At 68.4% G+C, this 22,691-nt stretch carries 20 protein-coding genes; 6 read left to right on the top strand and 14 right to left on the bottom strand.

Annotated features, from left to right (window positions below; translation table 11 throughout):
* Positions 1–200 precede the first annotated feature (200 nt).
* Complete coding sequence (locus ABZX92_RS21725) at positions 201–659, top strand: NUDIX domain-containing protein (RefSeq protein ID WP_355562126.1); 459 nt, start codon at positions 201–203, stop codon at positions 657–659.
* 181 nt (positions 660–840) lie between these two features.
* On the opposite strand, the gene ABZX92_RS21720 is transcribed toward ABZX92_RS21725, so the two are convergent.
* Positions 841–1,683, bottom strand: coding sequence for a hypothetical protein (locus tag ABZX92_RS21720; RefSeq protein ID WP_355562123.1), 843 nt, complete (start codon positions 1,681–1,683; stop codon positions 841–843).
* The gene (locus ABZX92_RS21715) at positions 1,680–2,444 is read right to left on the bottom strand and encodes a hypothetical protein (RefSeq protein ID WP_355562121.1); all 765 of its coding nucleotides are present in this window, start codon (positions 2,442–2,444) and stop codon (positions 1,680–1,682) included. Before ABZX92_RS21715 ends, ABZX92_RS21720 begins: the two co-directional genes overlap by 4 nt.
* A 314-nt stretch (positions 2,445–2,758) precedes the next feature.
* On the opposite strand from ABZX92_RS21715, the gene ABZX92_RS21710 reads away from it, so the two are divergent.
* Positions 2,759–3,382: a hypothetical protein gene (locus ABZX92_RS21710; protein WP_355562118.1), complete on the top strand. Its 624-nt coding sequence runs from the start codon at positions 2,759–2,761 to the stop codon at positions 3,380–3,382.
* The gene (locus tag ABZX92_RS21705) at positions 3,379–4,986 is read left to right on the top strand and encodes a serine/threonine-protein kinase (RefSeq protein WP_355562115.1); all 1,608 of its coding nucleotides are present in this window, start codon (positions 3,379–3,381) and stop codon (positions 4,984–4,986) included. The genes ABZX92_RS21710 and ABZX92_RS21705 overlap by 4 nt, the downstream gene beginning before the upstream one ends.
* On the opposite strand, the gene ABZX92_RS21700 is transcribed toward ABZX92_RS21705, so the two are convergent.
* Positions 4,973–5,599 carry a TetR/AcrR family transcriptional regulator gene (locus tag ABZX92_RS21700; protein WP_355562113.1) on the bottom strand — a complete coding sequence of 209 codons (627 nt, stop codon included), beginning with the start codon at positions 5,597–5,599 and terminating at the stop codon, positions 4,973–4,975. The two genes, ABZX92_RS21705 and ABZX92_RS21700, sit on opposite strands and share 14 nt — an antisense overlap.
* 192 nt (positions 5,600–5,791) lie before the next feature.
* Here ABZX92_RS21700 and ABZX92_RS21695 point away from each other — a divergent pair, with 192 nt between their 5' ends.
* On the top strand, positions 5,792–6,739 hold the full coding sequence (locus ABZX92_RS21695) for a hypothetical protein (RefSeq protein ID WP_355562111.1): 948 nt from the start codon (positions 5,792–5,794) through the stop codon (positions 6,737–6,739).
* On the opposite strand, the gene ABZX92_RS21690 is transcribed toward ABZX92_RS21695, so the two are convergent.
* From ABZX92_RS21690 to ABZX92_RS21680, 3 genes are all read right to left on the bottom strand, one after another.
* A complete protein-coding gene (locus ABZX92_RS21690; protein WP_355562109.1) occupies positions 6,736–8,013 on the bottom strand; it encodes a histidine kinase in 1,278 nt (425 codons plus the stop codon). The two genes, ABZX92_RS21695 and ABZX92_RS21690, sit on opposite strands and share 4 nt — an antisense overlap.
* Before the next feature lie 131 nt (positions 8,014–8,144).
* Positions 8,145–8,774, bottom strand: coding sequence for a DUF4360 domain-containing protein (locus ABZX92_RS21685; RefSeq protein ID WP_355562106.1), 630 nt, complete (start codon positions 8,772–8,774; stop codon positions 8,145–8,147).
* Between the two features lie 73 nt (positions 8,775–8,847).
* Entirely contained in the window at positions 8,848–9,384 is a 537-nt protein-coding gene (locus ABZX92_RS21680) for a DUF4360 domain-containing protein (protein WP_355562103.1), read from the bottom strand.
* Between the two features lie 286 nt (positions 9,385–9,670).
* Between ABZX92_RS21680 and ABZX92_RS21675 the strand changes: the two genes are divergently transcribed.
* Positions 9,671–10,060: a response regulator gene (locus tag ABZX92_RS21675; protein WP_355562100.1), complete on the top strand. Its 390-nt coding sequence runs from the start codon at positions 9,671–9,673 to the stop codon at positions 10,058–10,060.
* Here the strand turns inward: ABZX92_RS21675 and ABZX92_RS21670 are convergent.
* Complete coding sequence (locus ABZX92_RS21670) at positions 10,048–12,951, bottom strand: substrate-binding domain-containing protein (RefSeq protein WP_355562097.1); 2,904 nt, start codon at positions 12,949–12,951, stop codon at positions 10,048–10,050. The two genes, ABZX92_RS21675 and ABZX92_RS21670, sit on opposite strands and share 13 nt — an antisense overlap.
* A gap of 117 nt (positions 12,952–13,068) precedes the next feature.
* Between ABZX92_RS21670 and ABZX92_RS21665 the strand changes: the two genes are divergently transcribed.
* A complete protein-coding gene (locus ABZX92_RS21665; protein ID WP_355562095.1) occupies positions 13,069–13,863 on the top strand; it encodes a hypothetical protein in 795 nt (264 codons plus the stop codon).
* Here the strand turns inward: ABZX92_RS21665 and ABZX92_RS21660 are convergent.
* Genes ABZX92_RS21660 through tkt form a run of 7 tightly spaced genes read right to left on the bottom strand, consistent with a single transcriptional unit; the run spans position 13,847 to position 22,490 of the window.
* Positions 13,847–14,281, bottom strand: a complete 435-nt coding sequence (locus ABZX92_RS21660) for a GNAT family N-acetyltransferase (protein ID WP_355562092.1) — start codon at positions 14,279–14,281, stop codon at positions 13,847–13,849. The two genes, ABZX92_RS21665 and ABZX92_RS21660, sit on opposite strands and share 17 nt — an antisense overlap.
* Positions 14,282–14,337: 56 nt before the next feature.
* Positions 14,338–15,117: a 6-phosphogluconolactonase gene (gene pgl / locus ABZX92_RS21655; RefSeq protein WP_355562090.1), complete on the bottom strand. Its 780-nt coding sequence runs from the start codon at positions 15,115–15,117 to the stop codon at positions 14,338–14,340.
* Positions 15,114–16,142 carry a glucose-6-phosphate dehydrogenase assembly protein OpcA gene (gene opcA, locus ABZX92_RS21650; RefSeq protein ID WP_355562087.1) on the bottom strand — a complete coding sequence of 343 codons (1,029 nt, stop codon included), beginning with the start codon at positions 16,140–16,142 and terminating at the stop codon, positions 15,114–15,116. The genes pgl and opcA overlap by 4 nt, the downstream gene beginning before the upstream one ends.
* Positions 16,139–17,626 (bottom strand): glucose-6-phosphate dehydrogenase, encoded by a 1,488-nt coding sequence (zwf, locus tag ABZX92_RS21645; protein WP_355562132.1) that lies wholly within the window; start codon positions 17,624–17,626, stop codon positions 16,139–16,141. Before zwf ends, opcA begins: the two co-directional genes overlap by 4 nt.
* Before the next feature lie 50 nt (positions 17,627–17,676).
* Positions 17,677–19,281, bottom strand: a complete 1,605-nt coding sequence (locus ABZX92_RS21640; RefSeq protein ID WP_355562085.1) for a glucose-6-phosphate isomerase — start codon at positions 19,279–19,281, stop codon at positions 17,677–17,679.
* 7 nt (positions 19,282–19,288) lie between these two features.
* On the bottom strand, positions 19,289–20,401 hold the full coding sequence (tal, locus tag ABZX92_RS21635) for a transaldolase (RefSeq protein WP_355562082.1): 1,113 nt from the start codon (positions 20,399–20,401) through the stop codon (positions 19,289–19,291).
* A gap of 4 nt (positions 20,402–20,405) precedes the next feature.
* A complete protein-coding gene (gene tkt / locus ABZX92_RS21630; RefSeq protein ID WP_355562079.1) occupies positions 20,406–22,490 on the bottom strand; it encodes a transketolase in 2,085 nt (694 codons plus the stop codon).
* Positions 22,491–22,691 lie beyond the last annotated feature (201 nt).

Here is a 22,691-nt window from a genome sequence, read left to right as displayed (position 1 = left end):
CCTCACGCGGTTCGTCGACGCCGTCGCCGCCGCCACGGTGGGCGACCCGACCGGCGATGTCCTTTATGGACCGCTGCTGGACGAGAAGTTCGCGCAGCGGGAAGAGCCGTAGGGCTTGTTGAAACGCTTGTAGAACACTGTGAAAGACCCCCTCACCTGCGGAGAGGGGGTCTTTTGCTTGTTCGGGCAGGAGTGCGGGGATGAGCTTCAGGTTGGCGGCGTACGCGGTGTGCGTCGAGCAGGAGCGGGTGTTGTTGGTCCGTTGCGCTTCGGCGTGGACCCTCCCCGGCGGCGGAATCGAACACGGGGAGGACCCGTTCGAGGCGGTGATCCGCGAGTTCGCCGAGGAGACCGGCTGTGATGTGGTGGTCGAACGTCTGCTGGGCGTTGACTCCAGGGTGATTCCCGTGGCCGAACGCCGTGTGCCCGGTTCGGTGCCGCACCAGAACGTCGGCGTTTTCTACCAGGTCCGGATCGTGGGTGGCGCTCTGCGGCCTGAGCCTTGCGGTGCGACCGGAAAGCCTGTGTGGACGCCGATCTCTGATGTTCCTCGTCTTCGCAGGTCGTCGCTGGTGGACGTCGGTCTTGCGCTGGCGCACGCGCTCCCGCCGAGTGGGCATGTGGATCCGGTTCGGGTTGGCGGTCTGATCGAGCACTGATGGCTGTAGGTGGTGGGGCTCAGGTTGCGTGCGATCCGCGACCTGGGCGGGGTGGTCGGCTTGCGTTGGCCGGGACACGATCAGGCACGACTCGTGACGGGACCCCACCCGGAGTGCACTGGAAAAGCTGCCTCGGCTTCGCCTTCGGTACTGCTTGGCTTCGCCATCGCCTGGGAGGCGCCTAGCGGCGCAGGCCCGTGAACTGGCGGCGGAGCATTGCCGCGCCTACCAGCAGGAAGAACAGCAGGACCACGAGGGTGCTGGTGGTGCCGCCGGACGAGCTCGACAAGGTCACGTCCACGTTGCCCACCAGGACGATGCCGCATTCGGCGCGGACCTTGTGCCGTCCGGGCTCGATGTTCGTGAACTTCACCGGGGACGTGAACTTGCCGTCGTCGTCGGCGGTGGTCCTGCCGACGTCCTGACCCAGCGACTTCAGGGTGACCTGAGCACCCCTTGGACAGCCCGTTCCGGTCGCCGTGAGGTCTTCGCCGGGCTGGATGTTGTCCTTGTCGAGGACCAGTACGCCGTCGCTCGGGCCGGACGGCTCGCCTGATGACGAGGGAGTCTCCGAAGAGGACGACGGCGTGTCGGTGGTGGTCGTGGTCGTCGGGGGAGTGGTGGTGACGGGCGGTCGCGTCGTGGTGAGCGGTGGCTTCGTGGTGACGGGTGGCTGCGTTGTGGTGGTGACCGGAGGTGGCGGGGCCACCTGGAACGTGTTGCGGGCCAGGTGGTTGCAGTCGTCGGAAGCTGTGAAGACGTAGGTGCCTTCCTTGATGCCCGCCGGGATGTTCGCGGTCACGGAGCCGTTGGCCACATACGGCGCGGTGGTCAGGAGGGTGCCGGACCAGTTGATGCGGACTGTGCCCTTGCAGCGGATGAAGCCGGCCCAGGTGAAGGTGGTGCTGGAGCCCGCTGGGCCGCTGTTCGGGGTGGCGGTGACGGTTACCTGCTGTTGTGCGGATGCCGGTGTCGCGCTCAGCAGCGCGGCACCGGCGGCCAGAGCCAGGACCAGGGGTCTCATCTGCGCAGGCCCGTGAACTGGCGGCGGAGCATCGCTGCGCCGATCAGGAGGAAGAAGAGCAGCACGACGAGGGTGCTGGTGGTGCCGCCGGAGGAGCTGGAGAGGGTCACGTCGACGTTGCCGACGAGGGTGATGCCGCATTCGGCGCGGACTCGGTGGCGGCCCGGTTCGATGCTGGCGAACTTCACCGGGGACTTGAACTCGCCGTTGTCGTCGGCGGTGGTGGCGCCGACGGACTGGCCGAGCGAGGTGAGCTTGACGGGTGCGCCCTTGGGGCAGCCGGTACCGGTCGCGGTCAGGGCGTCGCCGGGCTGGATGTTGTCCTTGTCGAGGAGCAGGACGCCGTCACCGGAGCTGGTGAACGCGTCGGTGGACGACGACGGGGTTGCCGAGGAGGACGACGGGGTGTCCGTGGTCGTCGTGGTGGTCACCGGGGGAGTGGTGGTGGTCGTCGTGACGACTGGAGGGCGCGTCACGGGCGGCTGGGTGACCGGGGGCTGAGTCACCGGGGGCTTGGTGGGAGGTGGCTGGGTCGTGGTGGGCGGCGGCAGGATCACGCGCAACGCGCTGCCCGCGGTGCCGCACTTCGTGTTCGTCGACGTGGCGGTGAGCTTGTGGCTACCCGCCGCGGTGCCCGCCGGCACGGTGGCCCCGACCGAGCCGCTCGCGCTGGAGGCCGCGGTGGCGATCTGGGTGCCGTCGAGCGCGAAGACGATGCTGACGGCGCGACACGTGATGAAACCGCTCCAGGAAATGGTCACGGGGCCGCCTGCTGTGGCAGGCTGCGGCGCCGCACTCACCACCGAAGGGGGCGGCTGCGTGCTCGTCTGGGCGACCGCCGGTGTGGCGCTCAGCACCGTAACACCAGCAGCTATAGCCGCGAGTAAGCCTAAAGACCGCATTCCCTCTCCCCGGGATCAGAACCTAAGGTGCGCTAGTGAGACGTCGCTTGACCGGTGCAGGTTTACTGCTGTGGTGCGGAATTATGCTGCTGCCGTCAACGGCGTCCGCACAGGACGGGTCGGTTCTGCTCGAGGCCGATGTGGACGGTAGGCCGGTTGGAGTAGGGACGCTGGTGTTGAACCCGGCGGAGACCGCGCGGGTGTCCATCACGGTCCGCAACAACACGAACACGGTGCAGCGCGTGAAGACGGTCAGGATCAGCGGGACGGCGCTGGCGTTGACCTTCTTCACCTACGACACAACGGTTCCGTTCGACGTGCCGGCCAAGTCGTCGGAGACCCGGGCGTTCCCGCTGGAGCCCACGGATCTCGGCTCGCAGGCCCTTGGTCTCCTTCCGGTCACGGTCGAGGTCGTCGACGTGCAACGGGAGAGCATCGCGTCGGTGGAGACGACGGGTGACATCAAGGGCTCGCTGTGGTCGGTCTACGGGGCGTTCGGGTTGGGCGTGCTGGTGCTGACGGCGTTGTCGTGGGCCGGGGCGTTGATCGCGTTGGCACGGCGCAGGTTGCCGGCGAACCGGTGGCAGCGGGCCATGCGGTTCCTGCCCGCCGGGATCGGGACCGGGCTGGTGGCGGTGATCTCGTTGTCAGTCCTGCGATTGGTGGCGCCGTCGCCGTCGGCCGAGATTCCGTTCATCGTCGGGGCGGCCGCGGCCGCGTTGCTTCTTGGCTATGTGACGCCGCATCCCGGTGAGCAGCAACCGTCCGAAATGGATACCGTGAGGATTCAACGGTGACTTCGTCCAGTGTGGTCGCCGCCCTGCCGCAGTACGCCGTCGGGGAGCAGATCGGCGAGGGCGGAATGGGTGTCGTCTACGGCGGCGTGCACCGGCAGCTCGGGCGTCCCGTTGCCATCAAACGACTTCCGCACGCGGTCGCGGCTGATCCGCGGATGAGCGAGCGCTTCGAGCACGAGGCGCGGCTGCTGGCCCGCCTTGATCATCCCCACATCGTGCCGGTCTACGACTACGTGCGGCAGCAGGGTGAGCACCTGCTGGTGATGGAACGGCTCGACGGCGGCACGGTGTGGTCGCGGTTCTCCACGGACGGGCTGACGGCGCAGCAGTCCTGTGCGCTGGTGCTGGCGACGTTGTCCGGGCTGCACGCGGCGCACGAGGCCGGGGTGCTGCACCTCGACGTGAAGCCCAAGAACCTGCTCTTCACCTCCAACGGTGTGGTGAAGGTGGCGGACTTCGGCATCTCGCAGGTGGTGTCGGAGGGCGCGACGCTCGTGACGCACGGCGGCGCGGTGCTCGGCACGCCCGCCTACATCGCGCCGGAGCAGGCGATGGGCAACGCGCTCACGCCCGCCGCGGACGTCTACGCGACCGGCACTGTGCTGTACGAACTCTTGAGCGGCGATCTGCCGTTCGAACGCGGCGGCGGGCCGCTCGCGATGATCCAGAAGCGGGTCTACCAGGACCCGCGGCCGTTGCAGAACGTGCCGGAACCCCTTGCGGGCGTGGTGATGCGCAGCATCGCGCGGGAGCCGGACGCGCGCTACCGCAACGCCGAGACGTTCGCGATCGACCTCGCGGGCGCGGCCGGGCACCTGTTCGGCCCGGACTGGCTGACGCGGCTCGGCATCCCGGTGCACCTCGCGCCGCAGGTGTCGGCGTCGTCCACGCGCCCGTCGTTGCGGCCGGTCGAGCGCGACACGGTTTCGCTTGCACAGCAACCGATCCGGGCCACCCTGGTCGACCCGGTCCCGGCCGCGCGGCTCAGCGGCAGCAGCACGCTGGTGCCGGCCTCCCAGGTGATCAAGCCACCGTCGACGCCGTGGGCGCTGTGGCTGGTGGCCGCGATCGCCTTGCTGGCACTGGCGATCGTGCCGTTCGTGACGGGCTCGGTGCCGGGCAGGTCCATCACCCAGGACCTCGCGGCACCCGTGAACGTCGAGGGCGCGCGGCTGACCGTGACGCTGGCCGGCATCCCGCTCGCGGACGTCACCGAGCGCGGGCCGAAGGGTTTCGTGCTGCCGGGTGCCACGAGGTGGATCGTCGGCGGCATCGTCACAGCGAAGACAGACGGCCCGTGGGGGACGTTCGGGCTCGGATCAGATCGCACGCCGTGGCTGAGCATCATGGGCACGGGTTCGGCGCTGCTGCTGCTCTTCACGCTCGCCTACCTGGAGTCGAACCTGCGGGCGCTGCGCAAACGGCAGACCGGCGTGGCCGCGGTGATCGCGTCGGTGCCGCTCGGGTTCGGGTTCGGGCTGGCCGTGTGGCTGCTCGTGTCCGTGCTGAAGGCGTACGAGCCGACGCTGCCCATCGCGCTGACGTGCGGTGTGCTCGGTGCGGCGGCGGCGATCAGCGCGTCGATCGCCTCTAAGCGGCCCTGACGGCCAGTTCGAAGATGTCCGCGAGTTCCTTCGCGTACTGAGCGACGTCGGTGTCCGGGTGGGCCATCAGCTCGCCCGGCGCCGCCTCCATCGCGCCGATGATCGACACCGCCATCACCCGCGGGGAAAACGCCCGCAGTTCGCCTGCCTGCTGGCCCTCGCGGAACATGTCCTCCATCTCGGTGAGCGTCGCGGCGGCCTGCTCCTGGTACCACTCCTGCGCGGCCTGGGCGTCCCGTGCCGCGCTCGCGATCTGCCCGATCGCGATCAGCTCGGACGGGTGCTCCGCGCAGTAGTGCACGAAGCCCTCGATCAAGTGACGGATGGCGGCGCAGTAGCTCTCCGAGCCCTCGGCGCGCGCGCTCAGCGCGTGGTCCATCGAGCCGTGCACGGTCTGCATGACCTGCTTCATCAGCTCCTCGCGCTTGGCGAAGTGGTACGTGATGAGGCCGGGGCTGATGCCCGCCCGTCGCGCGATCTGCACGAACGAGGCCCTCGCGTACCCGATCTCGGCGATCGTCTCGATCGTCGCCGCCACGATCTGCCCCCTGCGAGCGTCCTCGATGAAGCTCTTGCGCTTCTCCTGGCCGCCCGACTGATTTTCTGGTTGCATGACCAGTAGCCTAGTTGAGCAACTAGTCAGGGGGAAATCATGATCAGCCGACAGGTGTTCCTGAAGTCTGCGCTGGGGGCTGCGGCGCTGGTGGGACTGGGTACGGGGACGGCAAGTGCCACGCGGAGGTTACGGGGGAGCGTCGCCTACGACACCGGTGTGCAGAGTGCGGCGGGGGCGCCACTGAGTCGCGTGCGGTGGAGCAGGCGCCAGCTGGAGCGGGAGATCGGCCTCATCGCGTCCGAACTGAGGTGTCCGTCCGTCAACGCGTTCGGCAGCGACCTGGGGAGACTGGCCGAGACGACGTCCACGGCGTTGCGGCACGGCATGGAGGTGTTCGTCCAGCCACGGCTCTACGACCGCTCGCAAGAGGAGGTCCTCCAGCACATGGCGGAGGCCGCACGTCAGGCCGAACGGCAGCGACGAGGCGACAACGTCAAGTTCGTGACCGGCTGCGAGCACTTCCTGTTCACGCCCGGCATCCTGCCCGGTGCCACGTTCATGGACCGGATCCGGGGCGTCGAGAACATCCCGGAGACGGAGTGGCCCGCGATCGTCGGCCGGTTCCGCGAGTTCATGGGCAAGGCCGTCGACGTCACCCGCCGCGAGTTCCGCGGCAAGATCACCTACGGCTCCGCGGCCGGGGCCGACTCGGAGTGGAACGACTGGTCGCTGTTCGACCTCGTGGGCCTGGACTACTACCAGTACTTCAAGACCGATGCCGAGTACACGGAGGACCTCGGCAGGTACCGGCAGTGGGGGAAGCCGATCATGGTGCTGGAGTTCGGCTGCTGCACCTTCACCGGCGCGGCCGAGGCCGGTGGAATGGGCTGGGACGTCCTCGACTTCGAGGCGGACCCGCCGGTGATCAAGCCCGGCATCGTCCGCGACGAGCGCGAGCAGGCCGATCACGTCGCGCGGATGCTGCGCGTGTTCGACCAGGAGAAGCTGGCCGGCGCGCACCTGTACTCGGTGATCTCACCCGACCTGCCGCACCACCCGGCGAACCGCGACCGCGACTACGACATCGCCGCGTACAGCCTGTTCAAGGCCGTGCGGGAGCGGTTCGACGACGAGAGCTCGCCGTACCGGTTGGAGCCCAAGCAGTCGTACCACGCCTTCCGAAGGCACAACTGCTAGTCGGACACCGTCCGCTGCTTCGGGAACGACGCCGACACGAGGAAGCCGCCCTCCTCGGTCGGTCCCGCGGAGAACTGGCCACCGAGCAACGTGGCCCGTTCGCGCAGCCCGACGAGGCCGTGCCCACCGCTCGGCAGTGACGATTGCTGGGACGACGACGGGCTGGACGGCGGCGTGTTGCGCACCTCGACCAGGACGTCGCCCTCGGAGCCGACCGTGTCGCCGGCATCGACGAGCACCGTCGCGCTCGCCCCGACGGCGTGCTTGCGGATGTTGGTCAGGGCCTCCTGCACCGTCCGGTACACCGCGCCGGACACCGGCGCGGCGAGGTCCTGCACCGCGCCCTTGAGCTGCACGGACACCTCGAAACCGGCGTCGGCGGCCAGTTCGGTCAGCTCGTCCAGGCTCGGCTGGCTGTCGTCTGTGGTGCGCAGGACGGACACGAGCTGACGGAGCTCGTCGAGAGTGCGCGTCGACAACATGCGGATGGTGCCCGCGACTTGTTTGTGCTCGGCGTTGGCCAAGGCCATGCGCAGCGCACCGGCCTGCATCGCGATGAGGCTGACCTGGTGCGAGACGACGTCGTGCATCTCGCGGGCGAGCTTCGCCCGTTCGTCCGCGCGGATGGCGTGCGCGTGCAGCACGCGTTCTCTCTCGCGGGACTCGGCGAGCTCGACGATGCGGTTGGACAGCTCCTGCCGTGCGTGAGCCATCAGCGCGAGGGCGATCGGCAGACCGGCCGTCAGGAAACCGGAGATCGCCGAGGCGAAGTGCCCGTACGCCGACCGCTCGATGAACTCCGACGGCGGCCAGGCCATGAACCTGCTCAGCCACACCAGGATCCCGACGACAATGGTCTGCCACGACGACACGTGCCGGCGGGCGACCGTGTACAGCGCGATCATCGCCGCGAGCTGCGCGAAGCCGGTGAAGAAGCCCGGAATGGTCAGCAGGGCGACCGCGAACGGGAAGCGCCGCCGGCCGATCAGCACGCCCGCGGAGATCCACGACAGCCACTCGGAGTGGAACGGCACCTCGGGCATGCCCTCGGGTTCGGCCTTGACCCACCGCAGCCGCAACCACGCGTCGAGCAGGGCGATCAGCACGAGTCCCACGTCGAGCAGGATCATGCGGTAGTCGCCGAGCAGCGCCTTGCGCGAGCCGACCTCGGCATCCGCTGTGCGGCGTGCCGGAAGCAGCGTGGTGGTCAGGATCCGGCCTCCCCTGTCAGGCGTTCGGTCCTCACCGTACTGCGTGTATGCCGCGGTTGGCATTGGCTGCCCCTTCACCCCGACCCGACCCGTCAGGGGGTAAGACGCCGTTCGTCGCGGATTGGTACGGCGCGCCCCTCAGGTATGTGCTACCGCACACGCCCCGGTGGGCGCGTGCGGTAGTCACGGCACTACTAAGGGCACGTCTTCCACGCGAAGTGGTAGATCGTGTCGAGGTTGCCGTCGGTCGAGTCCATCGTCATGAAACTCGTCGTGTTGGTGGTGTTGGACGAGCCCGGGTAGACGCGGAGCTCGGTGTTGATGTTGAAGTTCCGCTTCTCGCCACAGGGGGAGTAGACGATCGCGGCCACTTCGGTCGTGTCGGTGGCCTGCCAGTCGTCGCTGACGGGGCCGTTGTACCGGTGGGAGATGGACTCCGTCTGCGACATGCCCTGGAAGTAGTAGTTGGCCTTCTCGATGGCGTACGCACCTCGTTCCAGATGTGCGAAGCCTCTGTAGTCGGCCTGGGCGATGCCGTAGGTGAAGCCCTGCGGCACGTTGACCCGCAGGTTGAGCTGGCAGTTCTTGCGCAGGTCGGTGGGCTTGGCGCCGACGCCGATCTGGGCCAGGTAGTCGCTGTAGGTGACCGTGAAGGCCTTGTTGTCCTCGGAGACCGCGACGGCCGCAGTGCCCGCGGGGCAGCCCGAGCCGTTGATCGTGACGATGTCGATCGTGATGTGGTCGGGCGGCGGCGTCTCGTTCGGCGCGCCGGGCGGGATGATGATGGACGAGGCGAGCAGGGCAGCGGCAACCGCGTTGAGCATGGGACACCTTTCCAACGCAACTCGCAGGGTGGGGCGGCGGCGGTTGAGAGGGGGCGGCGGCCTTGGTGGAAAATCAGCAGCGCTTCCACGAGAAGTGGTGCAGGGTGCGCACTTCTCCGCGCTGGTAGTCCATCGTCATGAAACTGTTTGTATTGGCATCGGAAGTGCCCTTGTCGACGCGCAGTGCGCTGTTGACGTTGAGATTCCGCTGCTCGCCGCACGGAGCCCAGACGATCTCCGAGAACTCGGTTCGATGAGTGATCGACCAGTTGTCGTCGAACGGCCCGTTGAAGGTGTGCTTCCAGGTGGTGGTGGCCGATTGACCCTGGAAGTAGTAATTCACCGACTGGTACCCGATCGCGCCGCGCTCAAGGTGCCCGAAGCCCGCGTAAGTCGCTTCCGCGATGCCGTAGGAGAAGCCTTGAGGGGTGTTCACCTGCAGGGTGAGCTGGCAGTTCTTCCGGAAGTCGGTCGCACCGGCACCCTTGCCCGCCTGGGCGAGGTAGTCGCTGTAGATCACCCAGAACGAGGTGTTGTCCGGTGAGACGACCACTTCGGCGGTGCCTTGCTTGCACCCGGAACCGTTCACCGTCACCACATCGATCGTCACCCGCTCCGAAGGAATCGACTCAGCTGCGCGTGCGGGTGTGGACGACAATGTGAACAGCACGGCCAGAGCGGCTGCTGCCGTCGCTTTACGCATGAAGTTGGCCTTTCCTGGTGCCTCTTTCTCAGCGTGGAGCGGCAGCGGTGTCGCGAGGTTAGCGCAGACCCTCAACCAATGATGTGATCCAAATGGCCCATGTCACACTGATGGAGCAGTTCGTGAAGAATTTCCAGAAATAGTTGACGACCTGGTGCTGAGGACACGAATAGTTTCCGGCATACTGACGCGCATGTCGCAAGCCGGACTGGTGCTCGTGGTCGAGGACGAGGACCCCGTGCGGAGGTACACCGTCAGCCTGCTCGAGGAGCTCGGTTACACAGTCCTGCAGGCCAGTGACGGTTCCGAGGCGCTCGCGGTGCTGCGCGAACGCAGCGCGGAGATCAGCGCGATGCTGCTCGACCACAGCATGCCGGGGTTGTCCGGCGGCGAGGTGCTGGCGCAGCTCGAGAGCGAGGGCCTGAAGGTGCCCGTCGTGCTGACCAGTGGCCACGACCGAACAACGCTGGAGCGCCGGTTCGCCGGGCACGACATCGCGGGGTACCTGCAGAAGCCGTTCCGCATCGAGATGCTCGACGAGACCGTGCGCGCCGCCGTGGCGCGCCGGGCTCAGGCGTCCTGAGCCAGTACTTCTCGCACCTTTTCGAGCAGCTCCGACTCCACGTACGGCTTGGTGATCAGCACCTCGTCGTCGAGGACCTCGTCGGTCGTGTAGCCGGACATGTAGATGACGGCGGGTGCCGCTCCTGCCGACCTGAGCAGCCTGACCAGCTCCGGACCGCCCATCTTGGGCATCACGACGTCGGTGAGCACCAGGTCGATCGTGCTGCGGTGGGCGGTGGCGAGCTGCAACGCCTCCTGGCCGTCGCTCGCCTCGATCACCTGGTAGCCCGCCGTTTCGAGGGAACGGCGGGTCATGACCCGGACCTGGGCGTCGTCCTCCACGAGGAGCACGGTGCCCGCTCCTTGGTGCGTGGTGGTCCTGCGCGCGCACGGTGCTTCGGGTGTGCCGTCGCGTTCGTGCGGCACCGGTAGGTAGACCTCGATGGTCGTGCCCCTGCCGGGGGCGCTGATCAGCTCGATCTGGCCGCCGGACTGCTGCACGATGCCGAACACCGTGGACAGGCCGAGACCCGTGCCCTTGCCGACCGGTTTGGTGGTGAAGTACGGCTCGAACACCTGCGCCTGCACGTCCGGCGCCATGCCCGCGCCGGTGTCCTGGACCCGCATCACCACGTACGCGCCGGGCCGGACGCCGACGATCCGGCCGGTGTCGCCGTGGCCGAGCGTGGCGTCCTCGATGGCGATGCTGAGCCGGCCGCCGTCGGGCATCGCGTCGCGGGAGTTGACCGCGAGGTTGAACAGGATCTGCTCGACCTGGCCCGCGTCGGCCCACACCCTGGCGACGTCGTCGGGCAGGTGCATGTCGAGCTCGATGTGGTCGCCGACGAGCGTGCGCAGCATCGAGTGGACCTTGGTGAGGTTGTGCTTGAGGTCGAGCGACTCCGGGTGCAGGACCTGCTGGCGGGTGAACGCGAGCAGCTGCCTGGTCAGGTTCGCGGCTCGTTCGCCGGCGTGCTTGATGTCCTCGATCGCCGTGCGGCGCGGGTCGTCGTCGGGGGTGCGTCGCAGCAGCATCTCGCTGTTGCCGTTCACGACCGTGAGGATGTTGTTGAAGTCGTGCGCGATGCCGCCGGTCAACCGGCCGATGGCTTCCATCTTCTGCGCGTGCCTCAGCTGTGCTTCGGTCTCGCCGACGCGTTCTTCGAGCCGTGCGCGCGCGTCCTTCAGTTCCTGCATCAGCCTGATGCCCCGGAGTGCGCTGCTGAGCTGCTGCTGCACGGCCTCGTAGATCCAGCCGGGTTCCGGGCCCTGCTCGAAGATCACGTACCCGAGGTGGTCCTCGTCGGTGTAGAGCGGGGCGCAGAGGGCGCTGAAGGGGTGGTCCCTTCTGAACGGGTACGGCGTCAGGTTGATGGCGGGGAACGGGGTCGTGGGGTGGTCCTTGAGCTGACCGTCCTCGTACCGCACGAGCGCGCGTGCCGTGCCTGCGGTGTCGTACGCCATGACGTGGCAGCCGGGGAGTCCCAGGCGGGGGAGTTCTTCGGTGAGGGCGTTCGTCAGCTCGTCGACGTCCCTCGACGCGATGAGCCGCTGCCCTGCTTCGCGCACCGTCTGGTCGTGGCGCTCGTGCGACAGGTACTTGAACCGTGCGTCCGTGGCGAACGCATCGCCGACGAGGAGTTGCACGCGCAGCCACAAGTCGTTGATGAGCGTGGCATCGCTGATCCGTGCCGTCACGAACCGATGGAGGTCGAACAGCGGTGGCCACCAACGTTCCGGTTCGCACCCAGCGCGCGCACTCGCCCTGATGTACTCGGCGAGCAGCTTGAGGAACTCGGCGCCTTCGACCTCGCCACGGCCGGCCGCCATCAGTTCGACGATCAGCTGCTCGGCCCAGCCGTCCGGGAGCTTGGCCTGCAGTGGCCCGAGCGAGCCTCGCAGGTGGTCCGCGACCGTGGCCGCCGTCGCCGACTCGGAGATGTTCAGCCGGCCGTGCGCCGGGGCGTGGTCGCCGAGGCCCGACGGCAGGCAGCCGCACGACCTCCTGACGATCAGCTCGGTCGGCATGGTCTGCCTGGGCAGCGTCGGTTCGCCGTGCACGAGCGCCAGCGCCAGTTCCGCGGCCCGGAAACCCATTTCGTGGAACGGCGCCCTGACCGTGGTGAACCCCGGTGTCGCCGCGTCGATGTTGACCTCGCGGCGCACCCGGTCCGGTGGCCCCTGGCCCGTGGCGGTGACGTAGCCGAGGTCGTGCGTGCGGACGTTGGTGTGGTTGTCGTAGCCGACGACCGCGATGTCCTCCGGCGTGCGCAACCCCAGCTCCTCCAACGCGGACACGACACCGATGGCGTAGTCGTCGTTCGCGGCGGCGATGGCGTCCGGCGGTTCTTCGAGGCTGGCGAGCATCTTTCGGACCGCGTCGGCCGCACCGCTCGGTTCCCAGATGAACGAGCCGGGCATGGTGATCAGCTCGGGGTCGAAGGTGATGCCGTGCTTGCGCAGCGAGTCCAGGTACCCCTGGTACCGCTCCTGCGCCCCCGCATGCGTTTGCGGGCCGCGGACGAACGCGATCCTGCGCTTGCCGTGCACCTCGATCAGGTGGTCAACGGCCTGCTCCATGCCGTCCTGGTTGTCCATCAGGATGGTCGGCCACTGCGCGAGAGAGGTCTCCACACTCACGATCGGCATCGGCGCGTACTGCTTCACGAACTCATGCATGCCCTCAGACCCGATGAGCTGCCCCACGCGCGTAGTCCACACCACGAGCGCATCGATCCGATTGGGCGAGATGAGGTCGTAAACGGTGTTGGCCCGCCGCTTGTGGAGGTCCGGGTGATCCAGCTCGGAGCCGACGAAACACACCAGGTCACACCCGAGATGCAACGCCCCGTCGCTGACACCGCGCCACTGCTCGCCCGCGAGCTCGATGAGCGGGCCCGCGGTGATCATCCCGATGGTGGGACGTCGCTTCGCACTGCCGTTCGCCACAAAACCCCCGCTACTCAACGCGATTCGGGATGATACGCGTTGTCGGAGGGAATGCCTGCCCTGTTACCAGGGGGATTGGTGAACACTGTTCTGGACGGCCTGGCCTCGAACCCCGCCCTGCCCGCGTCTCTGGTCAGCCGCCTGATCGGTCTGGCGGACGGCGTGCTGGCCCTGACGCTGGCTCGCAGATCCGACCTGTCCGCTGCTGATGTTCAGGCTCTGCTGGCCCGCGACGACCCGGACGTCGTGGCCGCGCTGCTGGAGTCGGGCTGGGTCGCGCCGTCTTCCGTGCCGGTCACCGATCCCCGGATCGCGCTGGTGGTGGCCGAGCACCCGGACGCTCCGCTGGATCTCGTCCGCTCGCTGGCCGCGCATCCCGACCCGGTGGTCCGCGCCCGGCTCGCGCGCCTCGCCCATCGGCTGCCCGCGGATGTGGCTGCTCTGCTGGCCCGCGACCCGGATGAACGGGTGGTCGCCTCGGTCGTCGGCAGGGCGCGGCCTTCTGCTCGGGTGGAGCCCTTGCCCTCGTTGAGCGCTGCGCAGATCCGATCGTTGGTGTCCCAGGGGCCGCACGCGTTCCTGACGGCCGCGCGTAGTCCGGAGTGTCCGCCGGAGCTGTTGCACCTCATGGCTGAACGGTCCGAGGAGGTCGAACTGCATCGGGCGATCGCGCGGCATCCGCGTGCTTCCGGTGAGACCTTGTTGCTGTGCCTGGGAGATGCTCAGGCGCGCCACCTCGCGGCCGCGCATCCTCACTTGCCGGTGCCGATGATCCTGAAGCTGCTGGGCAGTGAGTTCACGGCGGGACCGGCGGCGTCGAACCCGTCGCTGCCGGTCGCCGTGATGGAGGAACTTCTCAACTCCACCACTTGATCAGGTTGGTCTGCTCCTTGCGGAGCTCGTACCCGTTGGCCGCGTAGAACTTCCGCGCGTCCACCCGGTTGTGCCCCGTCACCAGCCGCACTCCGCGGGCACCATCGGCACGCGCCCACTCCTCGCCCGCCTGCAGCAGGCGCTTGCCCACGCCTCGGCGCTGGTGCTGGGGTGCGATGGCGAGCGTGATGAGGTTCTTCAGCGGTGGGTAGTAGGTGTTCTCGTAGTCGCTGAGCTGGATGTAGCCGAGCACCTCGGGGCCGTCGACGGCCACGAGCAGTGCGATGTTCGGCGCCTTGATGATCCGCGACACCTGGGCGGTGGTGGAGTCCACCGGGAAGTCGTAGCCCAGGGCGGCACGGTTGATGTCGCAAATGGACCCAGCGTCGGACAGCTCCGCCGGACGTACCGAAACCATGTTGCCCCCAAAGAAAACGGCCCCTCAGAAACATCCTGAGGGGCCGATCGAGATCATCAAGCCAGCGGTGGCTTGAACAGAGCCGGCACCTTCGACGCGGCCGCCGTGTCCAGCAGCCACAACGTCCGGCGACGGCCGGTGGCACCCGCGGCCGGCAGTTGCACCTCGCCCGCACCGGTCAAAGCCATGGCCACCGCGGCCGCCTTGCCCTCGCCGGTGGTCATCAGCCAGACCTCCTGGGCGCAGCGGATCGACGCCAAGGTCAGCGAGATGCGCGTGGGCGGTGGCTTCGGGCAGTTGCGGACCGCGACGACGGTCCGCTCCTTCTCGTACACGGCGGGAGAAGCGGGGAAGACCGAGGCCACGTGGCCCTCTTCGCCCACGCCCAGCATGCACACGTCGAACGTCGGCACGTCGCCGTGATCCTCAGGCCGGGCAAGGGAAGCGAGCAGGTCCGCGTAGGCCGAGGCGGCGGCTTCCGGGTCGTCGCCGAACTTGCCGTCCGACGGTTCCATCACGTGCACACGCGAGGGATCCAGCGGAACGTGGTCCAGCAGGGCCGCGCGGGCCTGGGTCTCGTTGCGCTCCGGATGGCCAGAGGGCAGGAAGCGCTCGTCGCCCCAGTACAGGTCGACGCGGGACCAGTCCACGGCGTCGCGGGCGCCGTTGCGGTTCAGGTGTTCCAGGACGGCGGTGCCGGTGCGGCCGCCGGTGAGCACGACCGACGCGTAGCCGCGGGCGGCTTGGGCGTCGACCATGCGCGTGACCAGGCGGGCCGCCGCGGCGGCGGCCAGCAGGTCGCCGTCGCGGTGGACCACCACTTGCGGATTGCTCACGAACTCGCCTTCGCCTTGGACTTCTTCGCAGGAGCAGCCGCCTTGCCGTTCGCGCCGGACTCCGCGGGCGCTTCCTCGACGGCCTCGGGCTTCGAAGAAGACGTGCGGCCCTTCGCGACCTTGGACAGCGACTTCAGTGCCGCGGCGTAGACCTCGTCCGGGTCGAGCCGGCGCAGCTCCTCGGCCAGGCAGTCGCGCACCGAACGACGCTGCAGCGCGACCCGCCGGGAGGGCTGGCCGGGCTGGGACAGGGTGCCCACCTTGCCGTCCGGGCGGATCAGGTCGACGGCGCCGGACGGGCGGTCCAGCTTGACCTGCACGATGCCCTCACCCGAGGTCGCCTTGTAGCGACGAGCAGACACCTTCAGCTTGTCCGTCAGCCACGCGGCCAGCAGGTCGGTGGACGGCGAGTCGGCCTCACCGGTCACCTCCGCTTCGGTGATCTTCTCGTACGGCGGCAGGTCCAGCGAAGCGGCGAGCATGGCGCGCCACAACGTCAGGCGCGTCCAGGCCAGGTCCGTGTCGCCGGGCGCGTAGTGCGCACGACGCGCTTCCAGGGCCTTGATCGGGTTCTTCTCGGCGGCGGCGTCGGTGATGCGGCGCTGGGCGAGCTGACCGATCGGGTCCTTCGACGGAGACACGGGGGCGTCGAACGGCCACCACGCCACGACCGGGGTGTCCGGCAGCAGCAACGGCATGACGCAGGACGCGCCTTCCTTGGCGAGTTCTCCGTACAGACGGAGAACAACGACCTCGGAGGCACCCGCGTCGCCACCGACGCGGATCTGCGCGTCCAGGCGAGGAGCGGCCTGACGAGCACCGCGCGCCACGACGATCACGCGACACGGGTGCTCGCGCGAGGCGTCGTTGGCCGCGTCGATCGCGGCGTCGGTGCGCTGGCCGTCCTCGGTCACGATCACGAGGGTCAGCACACGACCGAGGGTCGTCGCACCGCCCTCGTCGCGCAGCCGGACCAGGCGCGAGTTGATCTGGGAGGTGGTGGTCGAGGGCAGGTCGATGATCACGGACGCCTCCACTGCCTTCCGGTCCTGGCGGTCATCGTCTCCGCCGACGGCGGGCCCCAGGTTCCAGCCTTGTACTTCTCGAGCGGCGGTTCGTCCTTGCGCGCCCAGAACTCCAGCACCGGGTCGAGGATCTCCCAGGAGAGCTCGACCTCGTCGTTCTTCGGGAACAGCGACGGCTCGCCGAGCAACACGTCCAGCAGCAGCCGCTCGTAGGCCTCCGGCGACGACTCGGTGAACGAGTGGCCGTAGCCGAAGTCCATCGTGACGTCGCGGACCTCCATCGTGTTGCCCGGCACCTTCGAGCCGAACCGGATGGTCACGCCCTCGTCCGGCTGAACCCGGACCACCAGAGCGTTCTGGCCGAGCTCCTCGGTCGCGGTGTCGTCGAACGGCAGGTGCGGTGCCCGCTTGAACACGACGGCCACCTCGGTGACGCGACGGCCCAGGCGCTTGCCGGTGCGCAGGTAGAACGGCACCCCGGCCCAGCGACGGGTGTTGATCTCACACGTGATCGCACCGAACGTCTCGGTCTTCGACTCGGGCGAGAAACCGCCCTCCTCGTGCAGACCGGGCACCTTCTGACCGCCCTGCCAGCCACCGGTGTACTGACCGCGCGCGGTGGTCTCCTCGAACGGTTCCGCGGGCCGCGTCGCCGAGAGGATCTTGACCTTCTCCGCGCGCAGGTCGGCCGGCTTGAACGAGACCGGCTCCTCCATCGCGATCAGCGCGAGCAGCTGCAGCAGGTGGTTCTGGATGACGTCCCGCGTCGCACCGATGCCGTCGTAGTACCCCGCGCGGCCGCCGAGACCGATGTCCTCGGCCATGGTGATCTGCACGTGGTCGACGTAGTTCGAGTTCCAGATGGGTTCGTACAGCTGGTTCGCGAACCGCAGCGCCAGGATGTTCTGCACGGTCTCCTTGCCGAGGTAGTGGTCGATGCGGAACACCGACTCCTCGGGGAAGACCTCGTTGACCGTCTTGTTCAGCTCCTTGGCCGACTTCAGGTCGTGGCCGAACGGCTTCTCGATGACGACCCGGCGCCACTGGTCCGGAGCCGTCTGGGCGAGACCCGCGCGCTTGAGCTGGTTGACCACCGTCGGGAACGCGCCCGGCGGGATCGACAGGTAGAACGCGTGGTTGCCGCCCGTGCCGCGCTCGGCGTCCAGAGCAGCCAGACAGGAAGCGAGGTTGTCGAACGACTGGTCGTCGTCGAACGTGCCCTGGACGAACCGGATGCCCTCGGCGAGCTGCTGCCAGACCGCCTCGTTGAACGGCGTCCGCGCGTGCTCCTTGACCGCGTCGTGCACGACCTTCATGAAGTCCTGGTCGGCCCAGTCGCGGCGGGCGAAGCCGACGAGACCGAAGCCCGGCGGCAGCAGACCCCGGTTCGCGAGGTCGTAGATCGCGGGCATGAGCTTCTTGCGCGACAGGTCACCGGTGACGCCGAAGATGACCAGCGCGCTCGGGCCCGCGATGCGGGGCATGCGCTTGTCCGCCGCGTCCCGCAGCGGGTTGCGCCACTTGCCGGATGAGGTCACGAGCCGTCCTCCTGGACTGCCTCGACGAGCTGGGCCAGACCCGCGATGCGGTCTTCGAGGTGAAGCCGCAGCACCGGGCGACCGTGTTCGGCCAGCACCTGACCGTCGCCGAGCGCCTGCGCGAGCTGGAGCTGCGCGAGCGTGTAGGGACGGCCGGGCACCTCCAGGTCGTCACCGGACTCGCCGGTGATCTGGATGAACACGCCGTTCTGGTGACCGCCCTTGTGGTACTGGCCGGTCGAGTGCAGGAAGCGCGGACCCCAGCCGAACGTGGTCTGCAGGTGCGTCCTCTTCGCGATCTCCGCACGGAGCAGCTCGAACGACGCGTCGTCGATCCTGTCCAAGTACGCCTGAACCGAGATGTAGCCGTGGTCGGGCGCCACTTCAACGAGCGCGGCGAGCGCTTCCGCGACCGTGTTCACCTTGCGCGGCGCCCAGTCGGTGCCGTGGCCCTCGACCGGACCGTCCACGAAGGACGGCGTGGTGGCGGCGACGGCGGGCGCGTCCAGCAGCGCGCGGGAGGCCTTCTTCGCGGCCTCCACGTCCGGCTGGTCGAACGGGTTGATGCCGAGCACCCGGCCGACGAGCGCCGTCGCGTACTCCCACAGCAGGAACTGCGCGCCGAGCTTGCCCTCGACCGCGAGGTGGGCCGAGCCGGTGGCCGGTCCGATCGCGACGGTCGTGGCGTCCGAGCGCGCGTCCACGAAGCCGGGAGCGCCGGGACCCTCGACGACGACCGGCAGCAGACCGGTGCCGTGCTTGCCGGTCGACTCGGCGATCAGCTGCTCGGCCCAGTCACCGAACCCCTTGATGCCGGAACCGGTGTCGGCGAAGACGATCTTCTCGGCGCCGTGCGCGTGCGCGGCACCGAAGACCGCGGCCAGCACGACCGCCGGGTTGTCGACCGAGTCCTCGGCGAGGACCTTGGCCTCCTCGGCCGCCTCGTCCAGCAGCGCCTCGACGTTCGCGCCGGCCAGGTACGAGGGCACCAGACCGAACGCGGTCAGCGCCGAGTAACGGCCACCCACGTTCGGGTCGGCCAGGAAGACCTTGCGGTAGCCCGCTTCCTCGGACGCCTTCTGCAAGGGCGATCCGGGGTCGGTGACCACCACGATGCGCGACGCGGCGTCGATGCCCGCGTCGGTGAAAGCCTTCTCGAAGATGCGCCGGTGGCTGTCGGTCTCGACGGTGCCACCGGACTTGGACGACACCACGATCACCGTGCGCTCGAGGTCACCGGCGAGAGCGTCGGCGACCTGGGCGGGATCGGTGGTGTCCAGCACGACCAGCGGGACGCCCGCGGTCCGCGTGATCACCTCGGGGGCCAGCGACGAGCCGCCCATTCCGGCGAGCACGACGCGGTCGACGCCCTCGGCGTGCAGTTCCTCGCGCAGTGCCACGAGCTCGGGGAGCAGTGGACGGGACGTCTCGTGCAACGTCGTCCACGAGAGGCGGATGCTCGCCTCGGACTCGGCTTCCGGCCCCCACAGGGTCGGGTCCTGCGCGGTCAGCTTGCTCGGCACCGAATCCGCGACCAGGTCAGCAGCGATGATGCTGACCTGGTCGGCGTTCGGTGACCTCACGATTTCGACGGAGGTCACTTCGTGATCAGCCCTTCAGTTGAGCCAGTTGGTTCGTCACCGTCTCGAGCAACTCTTCCCAGGACTTCTCGAACTTCTCGACACCCTCGGTCTCCAGGACCACGAACACGTCCTGCAGGTCGATTCCCACGGCGGCGAGCTGGTCGAACACCTCCTGGCCCTCAGCGGCGCGTCCGGTGACCGTGTCACCGGTGATCTTGCCCCCGTCGGCCACGGCGTGCAGCGTCTTCTCCGGCATCGTGTTCACGACGCCGTTCACGACGAGCTGGTCGACGTAGAGGGTGGGGGAGTAGCTCGGGTCCTTCACACCGGTCGACGCCCACAGCGGACGCTGCGCGTTGGCGCCGTCGGCCTTGAGCGCCTCCCAGCGCTCGCCCTGGAACGTCTTCTCGAAGGCGCCGTAGGCGATCCACGCGTTGGCGACAGCCGCCTTGCCGCGCAGTGCCTTGGCCTCGTCCGTGCCGATCTTGTCCAGGCGCTTGTCGATCTCGGTGTCCACGCGGGACACGAAGAACGACGCGACGCTGTGGATCGAGCGCAGGTCGTGGCCGTTCGCCTTGGCCTGCTCCAGGCCGTCGAGGTACGCCTCCATGACCTTCTGGTAGCGCTCGACCGAGAAGATCAGCGTCACGTTGACGGAGATGCCCTCGGCGATCGTCTTCGTGATCGCCGGCAGGCCCGCCTCGGTGGCCGGGATCTTCACCAGCAGGTTCGGCCGGTCCACGGTCTTCCACAGGTCCTGCGCCTCGGCCACGGTCTTGTCCGTGTCGAACGCCAGGCGCGGGTCGACCTCGATGGAGACGCGGCCGTCCACACCGTTCGTCGAGTTGTAGATGTCGCGGAACTTGTCGCACGCGTTGCGCACGTCCGTCGTGGTGACCTCGCGGATGGTCGCCTCGGTGTCGGCACCCCGGTTGGCGAGCTCGCGGACCTGCTCGTCGTAGGACTCGCCCTTCGAGAGCGCGCCCGCGAAGATCGTCGGGTTCGTCGTGACACCGACGACGTTCCAGTCGCGGATCAGCTCGTCCAGGTTGCCGCTGGTGAGCCGTTCACGGGACAGGTCGTCGAGCCAGATCGAGACTCCGGCGCCGGAAAGTGCGTCGAGATTCGGCTTGCTCACTTGCTTAACCCCTCACTCGGTCAAGGGAACGGCGGGCGGCGGCGACGACGTTCTCCGTCGTGAAGCCGAACTCCTTGAACAGAACCTGGTAGTCGGCCGAGGCACCGAAGTGCTCGATCGACACGATCTCGCCGTTGTCGCCGACGTAGCGGTACCACGGCTGTGCGATACCGGCTTCCACCGCGACGCGCGCCTTAACCGACGACGGGATGACCGACTCGCGGTACTCGGCGTCCTGCTTCTCGAACCACTCGATCGACGGCATGGAGACCACACGCACGGCAACGCCCTCGCCCTGCAGGACCTTCCCGGCTTCGGCGGCGACCTGCAGCTCGGAGCCAGTGCCGATGATCACGATCTCCGGGTTCTCGTCACCGAAGAGCACGTAACCACCGCGCTTCACGCCCTCCGCGGAGGTGCCCTCCAGGGTGGGGAGGTTCTGCCGGCTCAGCGCGAACCCGACCGGGCCGAGCTGCTCGATGGTGGCCTTCCAGGCGTACGCGGTCTCGTTCGCGTCACCGGGGCGGACGACCGTGAAGTCCGGGATCGCGCGCAGGGCCGCGAGGTGTTCGATCGGCTGGTGCGTCGGGCCGTCCTCGCCCAGGCCGATGGAGTCGTGCGTCCACACGTACGTGACGGCCGCCTGCATGATCGCCGCGAGACGCACGGACGGACGCATGTAGTCGGAGAACACGAGGAACGTGCCACCGAACGGGCGGGTCGGGCCGTGCAGCGCGATGCCGTTGAGGATCGCGCCCATCGCGTGCTCGCGGACACCGAAGTGCAGCACGCGGCCGTACGGGTCGGCCTTCCACATCCCGGTGGAGATCGACTCCGGGCCGAACGACTTGGCGCCCTTGATCGTGGTCAGGTTCGACTCGGCCAGGTCGGCCGAACCGCCCCACAGCTCGGGCAGGTGCTTGGCCAGCGCGTTGATGACCTCACCGGAGGCCTTGCGGGTCGGCACGCCCTTCGCGTCCACCGGGTAGGACGGCAGGTCGGCGTCCCAGCCCTCGGGCAGCTCGCGGGCGATGAGACGGTCCAGCAGCGCCTTGGCCTCCGGGTTGGCCGACGCCCACGCGTCGAAGCTCTTCTGCCACTCGGCCTTGGCGTGCTCGCCGCGCTTGACGACCTCGCGGGCGTGCGCCAGCACGTCGTCGGCGACCTCGAAGGTCTTCTCGGGGTCGAAGCCGAGGATCTCCTTGGTGGCCTTGACCTCGTCGACGCCCAGTGCGGCACCGTGCGCGGCACCGGTGTTCTGCTTGTTCGGCGCCGGGTAGCCGATGATCGTGCGCAGCAGGATGAACGACGGCTTGTCGGTCACCGCCTTGGCCTTCTCGACCGCTTCGAGGATGCCCTTGACGTTCTCGCCGGACTCGACGACCTGGACGTGCCAGCCGTAGGCCTCGTAGCGCGCCGCGGTGTCCTCGGACAGGGCGATCGTCGTGTCGTCCTCGATGGAGATCTTGTTGTCGTCGTAGAAGACGACCAGGTTGCCCAGCTGCTGCGTGCCCGCGAGCGACGACGCCTCGGAGGTGACGCCCTCCTCGATGTCACCGTCGGAGGCGATCACGAAGATGTGGTGGTCGAACGGGCTGGCGCCCTGCGCGGCGTCCGGGTCGAAGAGACCGCGCTCGCGACGGGCGGCCATCGCCATGCCGACCGCGGAGGCGAGGCCGGAGCCCAGCGGGCCGGTGGTGATCTCGACACCCTTGGTGTGGCCGTGCTCCGGGTGGCCGGGGGTCTTCGAGCCCCACTTGCGCAGGTGCTTGAGGTCGTCCAGCTCTAGGCCGTAGCCCGACAGGAACAGCTGGACGTACAGCGTCAGGCTGGAGTGCCCGGCGGACAGCACGAACCGGTCGCGGCCGATCCAGTCCGGGTCGGCGGGGTCGTGCCGCAGCACGCGCTGGAACAACGTGTACGCCAGCGGCGCGAGGCTCATGGCCGTGCCGGGATGGCCGTTGCCGACGTTCTGCACGGCGTCCGCAGCGAGCACTCGCGCGGTGTCGACAGCGCGCTTGTCGAGGTCGGTCCAGTCGTCGGGCAGATCGGCCTTGGTGAGCCGGGTGATGTCGTCGGTGACGGTCACGGACTTACAGCTCCACTCTTGTCGCTCGGGCGGGTCTGGTGAATCGATCCCGAACAGCCTGACCCGCGTCTCTCCCACGTCCTGTGGCCAGCCTAGTCCTGAGAGATTCAGATGTTGCTCTGAAAGGTCTCAAGGGCATGTGTGCCGAGGCACACCAGCACCCGAACGGGCTGTGAATTCTTTGCGCGGTTACCATCAGTC

It is taken from the genome of Lentzea sp. NPDC006480 (genome assembly GCF_040611995.1).
Lineage (GTDB): Bacteria > Actinomycetota > Actinomycetes > Mycobacteriales > Pseudonocardiaceae > Lentzea.
This window is presented reverse-complemented; position numbering and strand designations above follow the sequence as displayed.

Excerpts from the sequence above, each read along its gene's own strand:
- zwf (WP_355562132.1), bottom strand. The coding sequence starts at position 17,626 with ATGCCCCGCATCGCGGGCCCGAGCGCGCTGGTCATCTTCGGCGTCACC.
- ABZX92_RS21690 (WP_355562109.1), bottom strand. The coding sequence starts at position 8,013 with ATGCCAACCGCGGCATACACGCAGTACGGTGAGGACCGAACGCCTGAC.
- ABZX92_RS21720 (WP_355562123.1), bottom strand. The coding sequence starts at position 1,683 with ATGAGACCCCTGGTCCTGGCTCTGGCCGCCGGTGCCGCGCTGCTGAGC.
- ABZX92_RS21660 (WP_355562092.1), bottom strand. The coding sequence starts at position 14,281 with ATGGTTTCGGTACGTCCGGCGGAGCTGTCCGACGCTGGGTCCATTTGC.
- ABZX92_RS21675 (WP_355562100.1), top strand. The coding sequence starts at position 9,671 with ATGTCGCAAGCCGGACTGGTGCTCGTGGTCGAGGACGAGGACCCCGTG.
- ABZX92_RS21725 (WP_355562126.1), top strand. The coding sequence starts at position 201 with ATGAGCTTCAGGTTGGCGGCGTACGCGGTGTGCGTCGAGCAGGAGCGG.
- ABZX92_RS21700 (WP_355562113.1), bottom strand. The coding sequence starts at position 5,599 with ATGCAACCAGAAAATCAGTCGGGCGGCCAGGAGAAGCGCAAGAGCTTC.
- ABZX92_RS21670 (WP_355562097.1), bottom strand. The coding sequence starts at position 12,951 with ATGATCACCGCGGGCCCGCTCATCGAGCTCGCGGGCGAGCAGTGGCGC.
- ABZX92_RS21685 (WP_355562106.1), bottom strand. The coding sequence starts at position 8,774 with ATGCTCAACGCGGTTGCCGCTGCCCTGCTCGCCTCGTCCATCATCATC.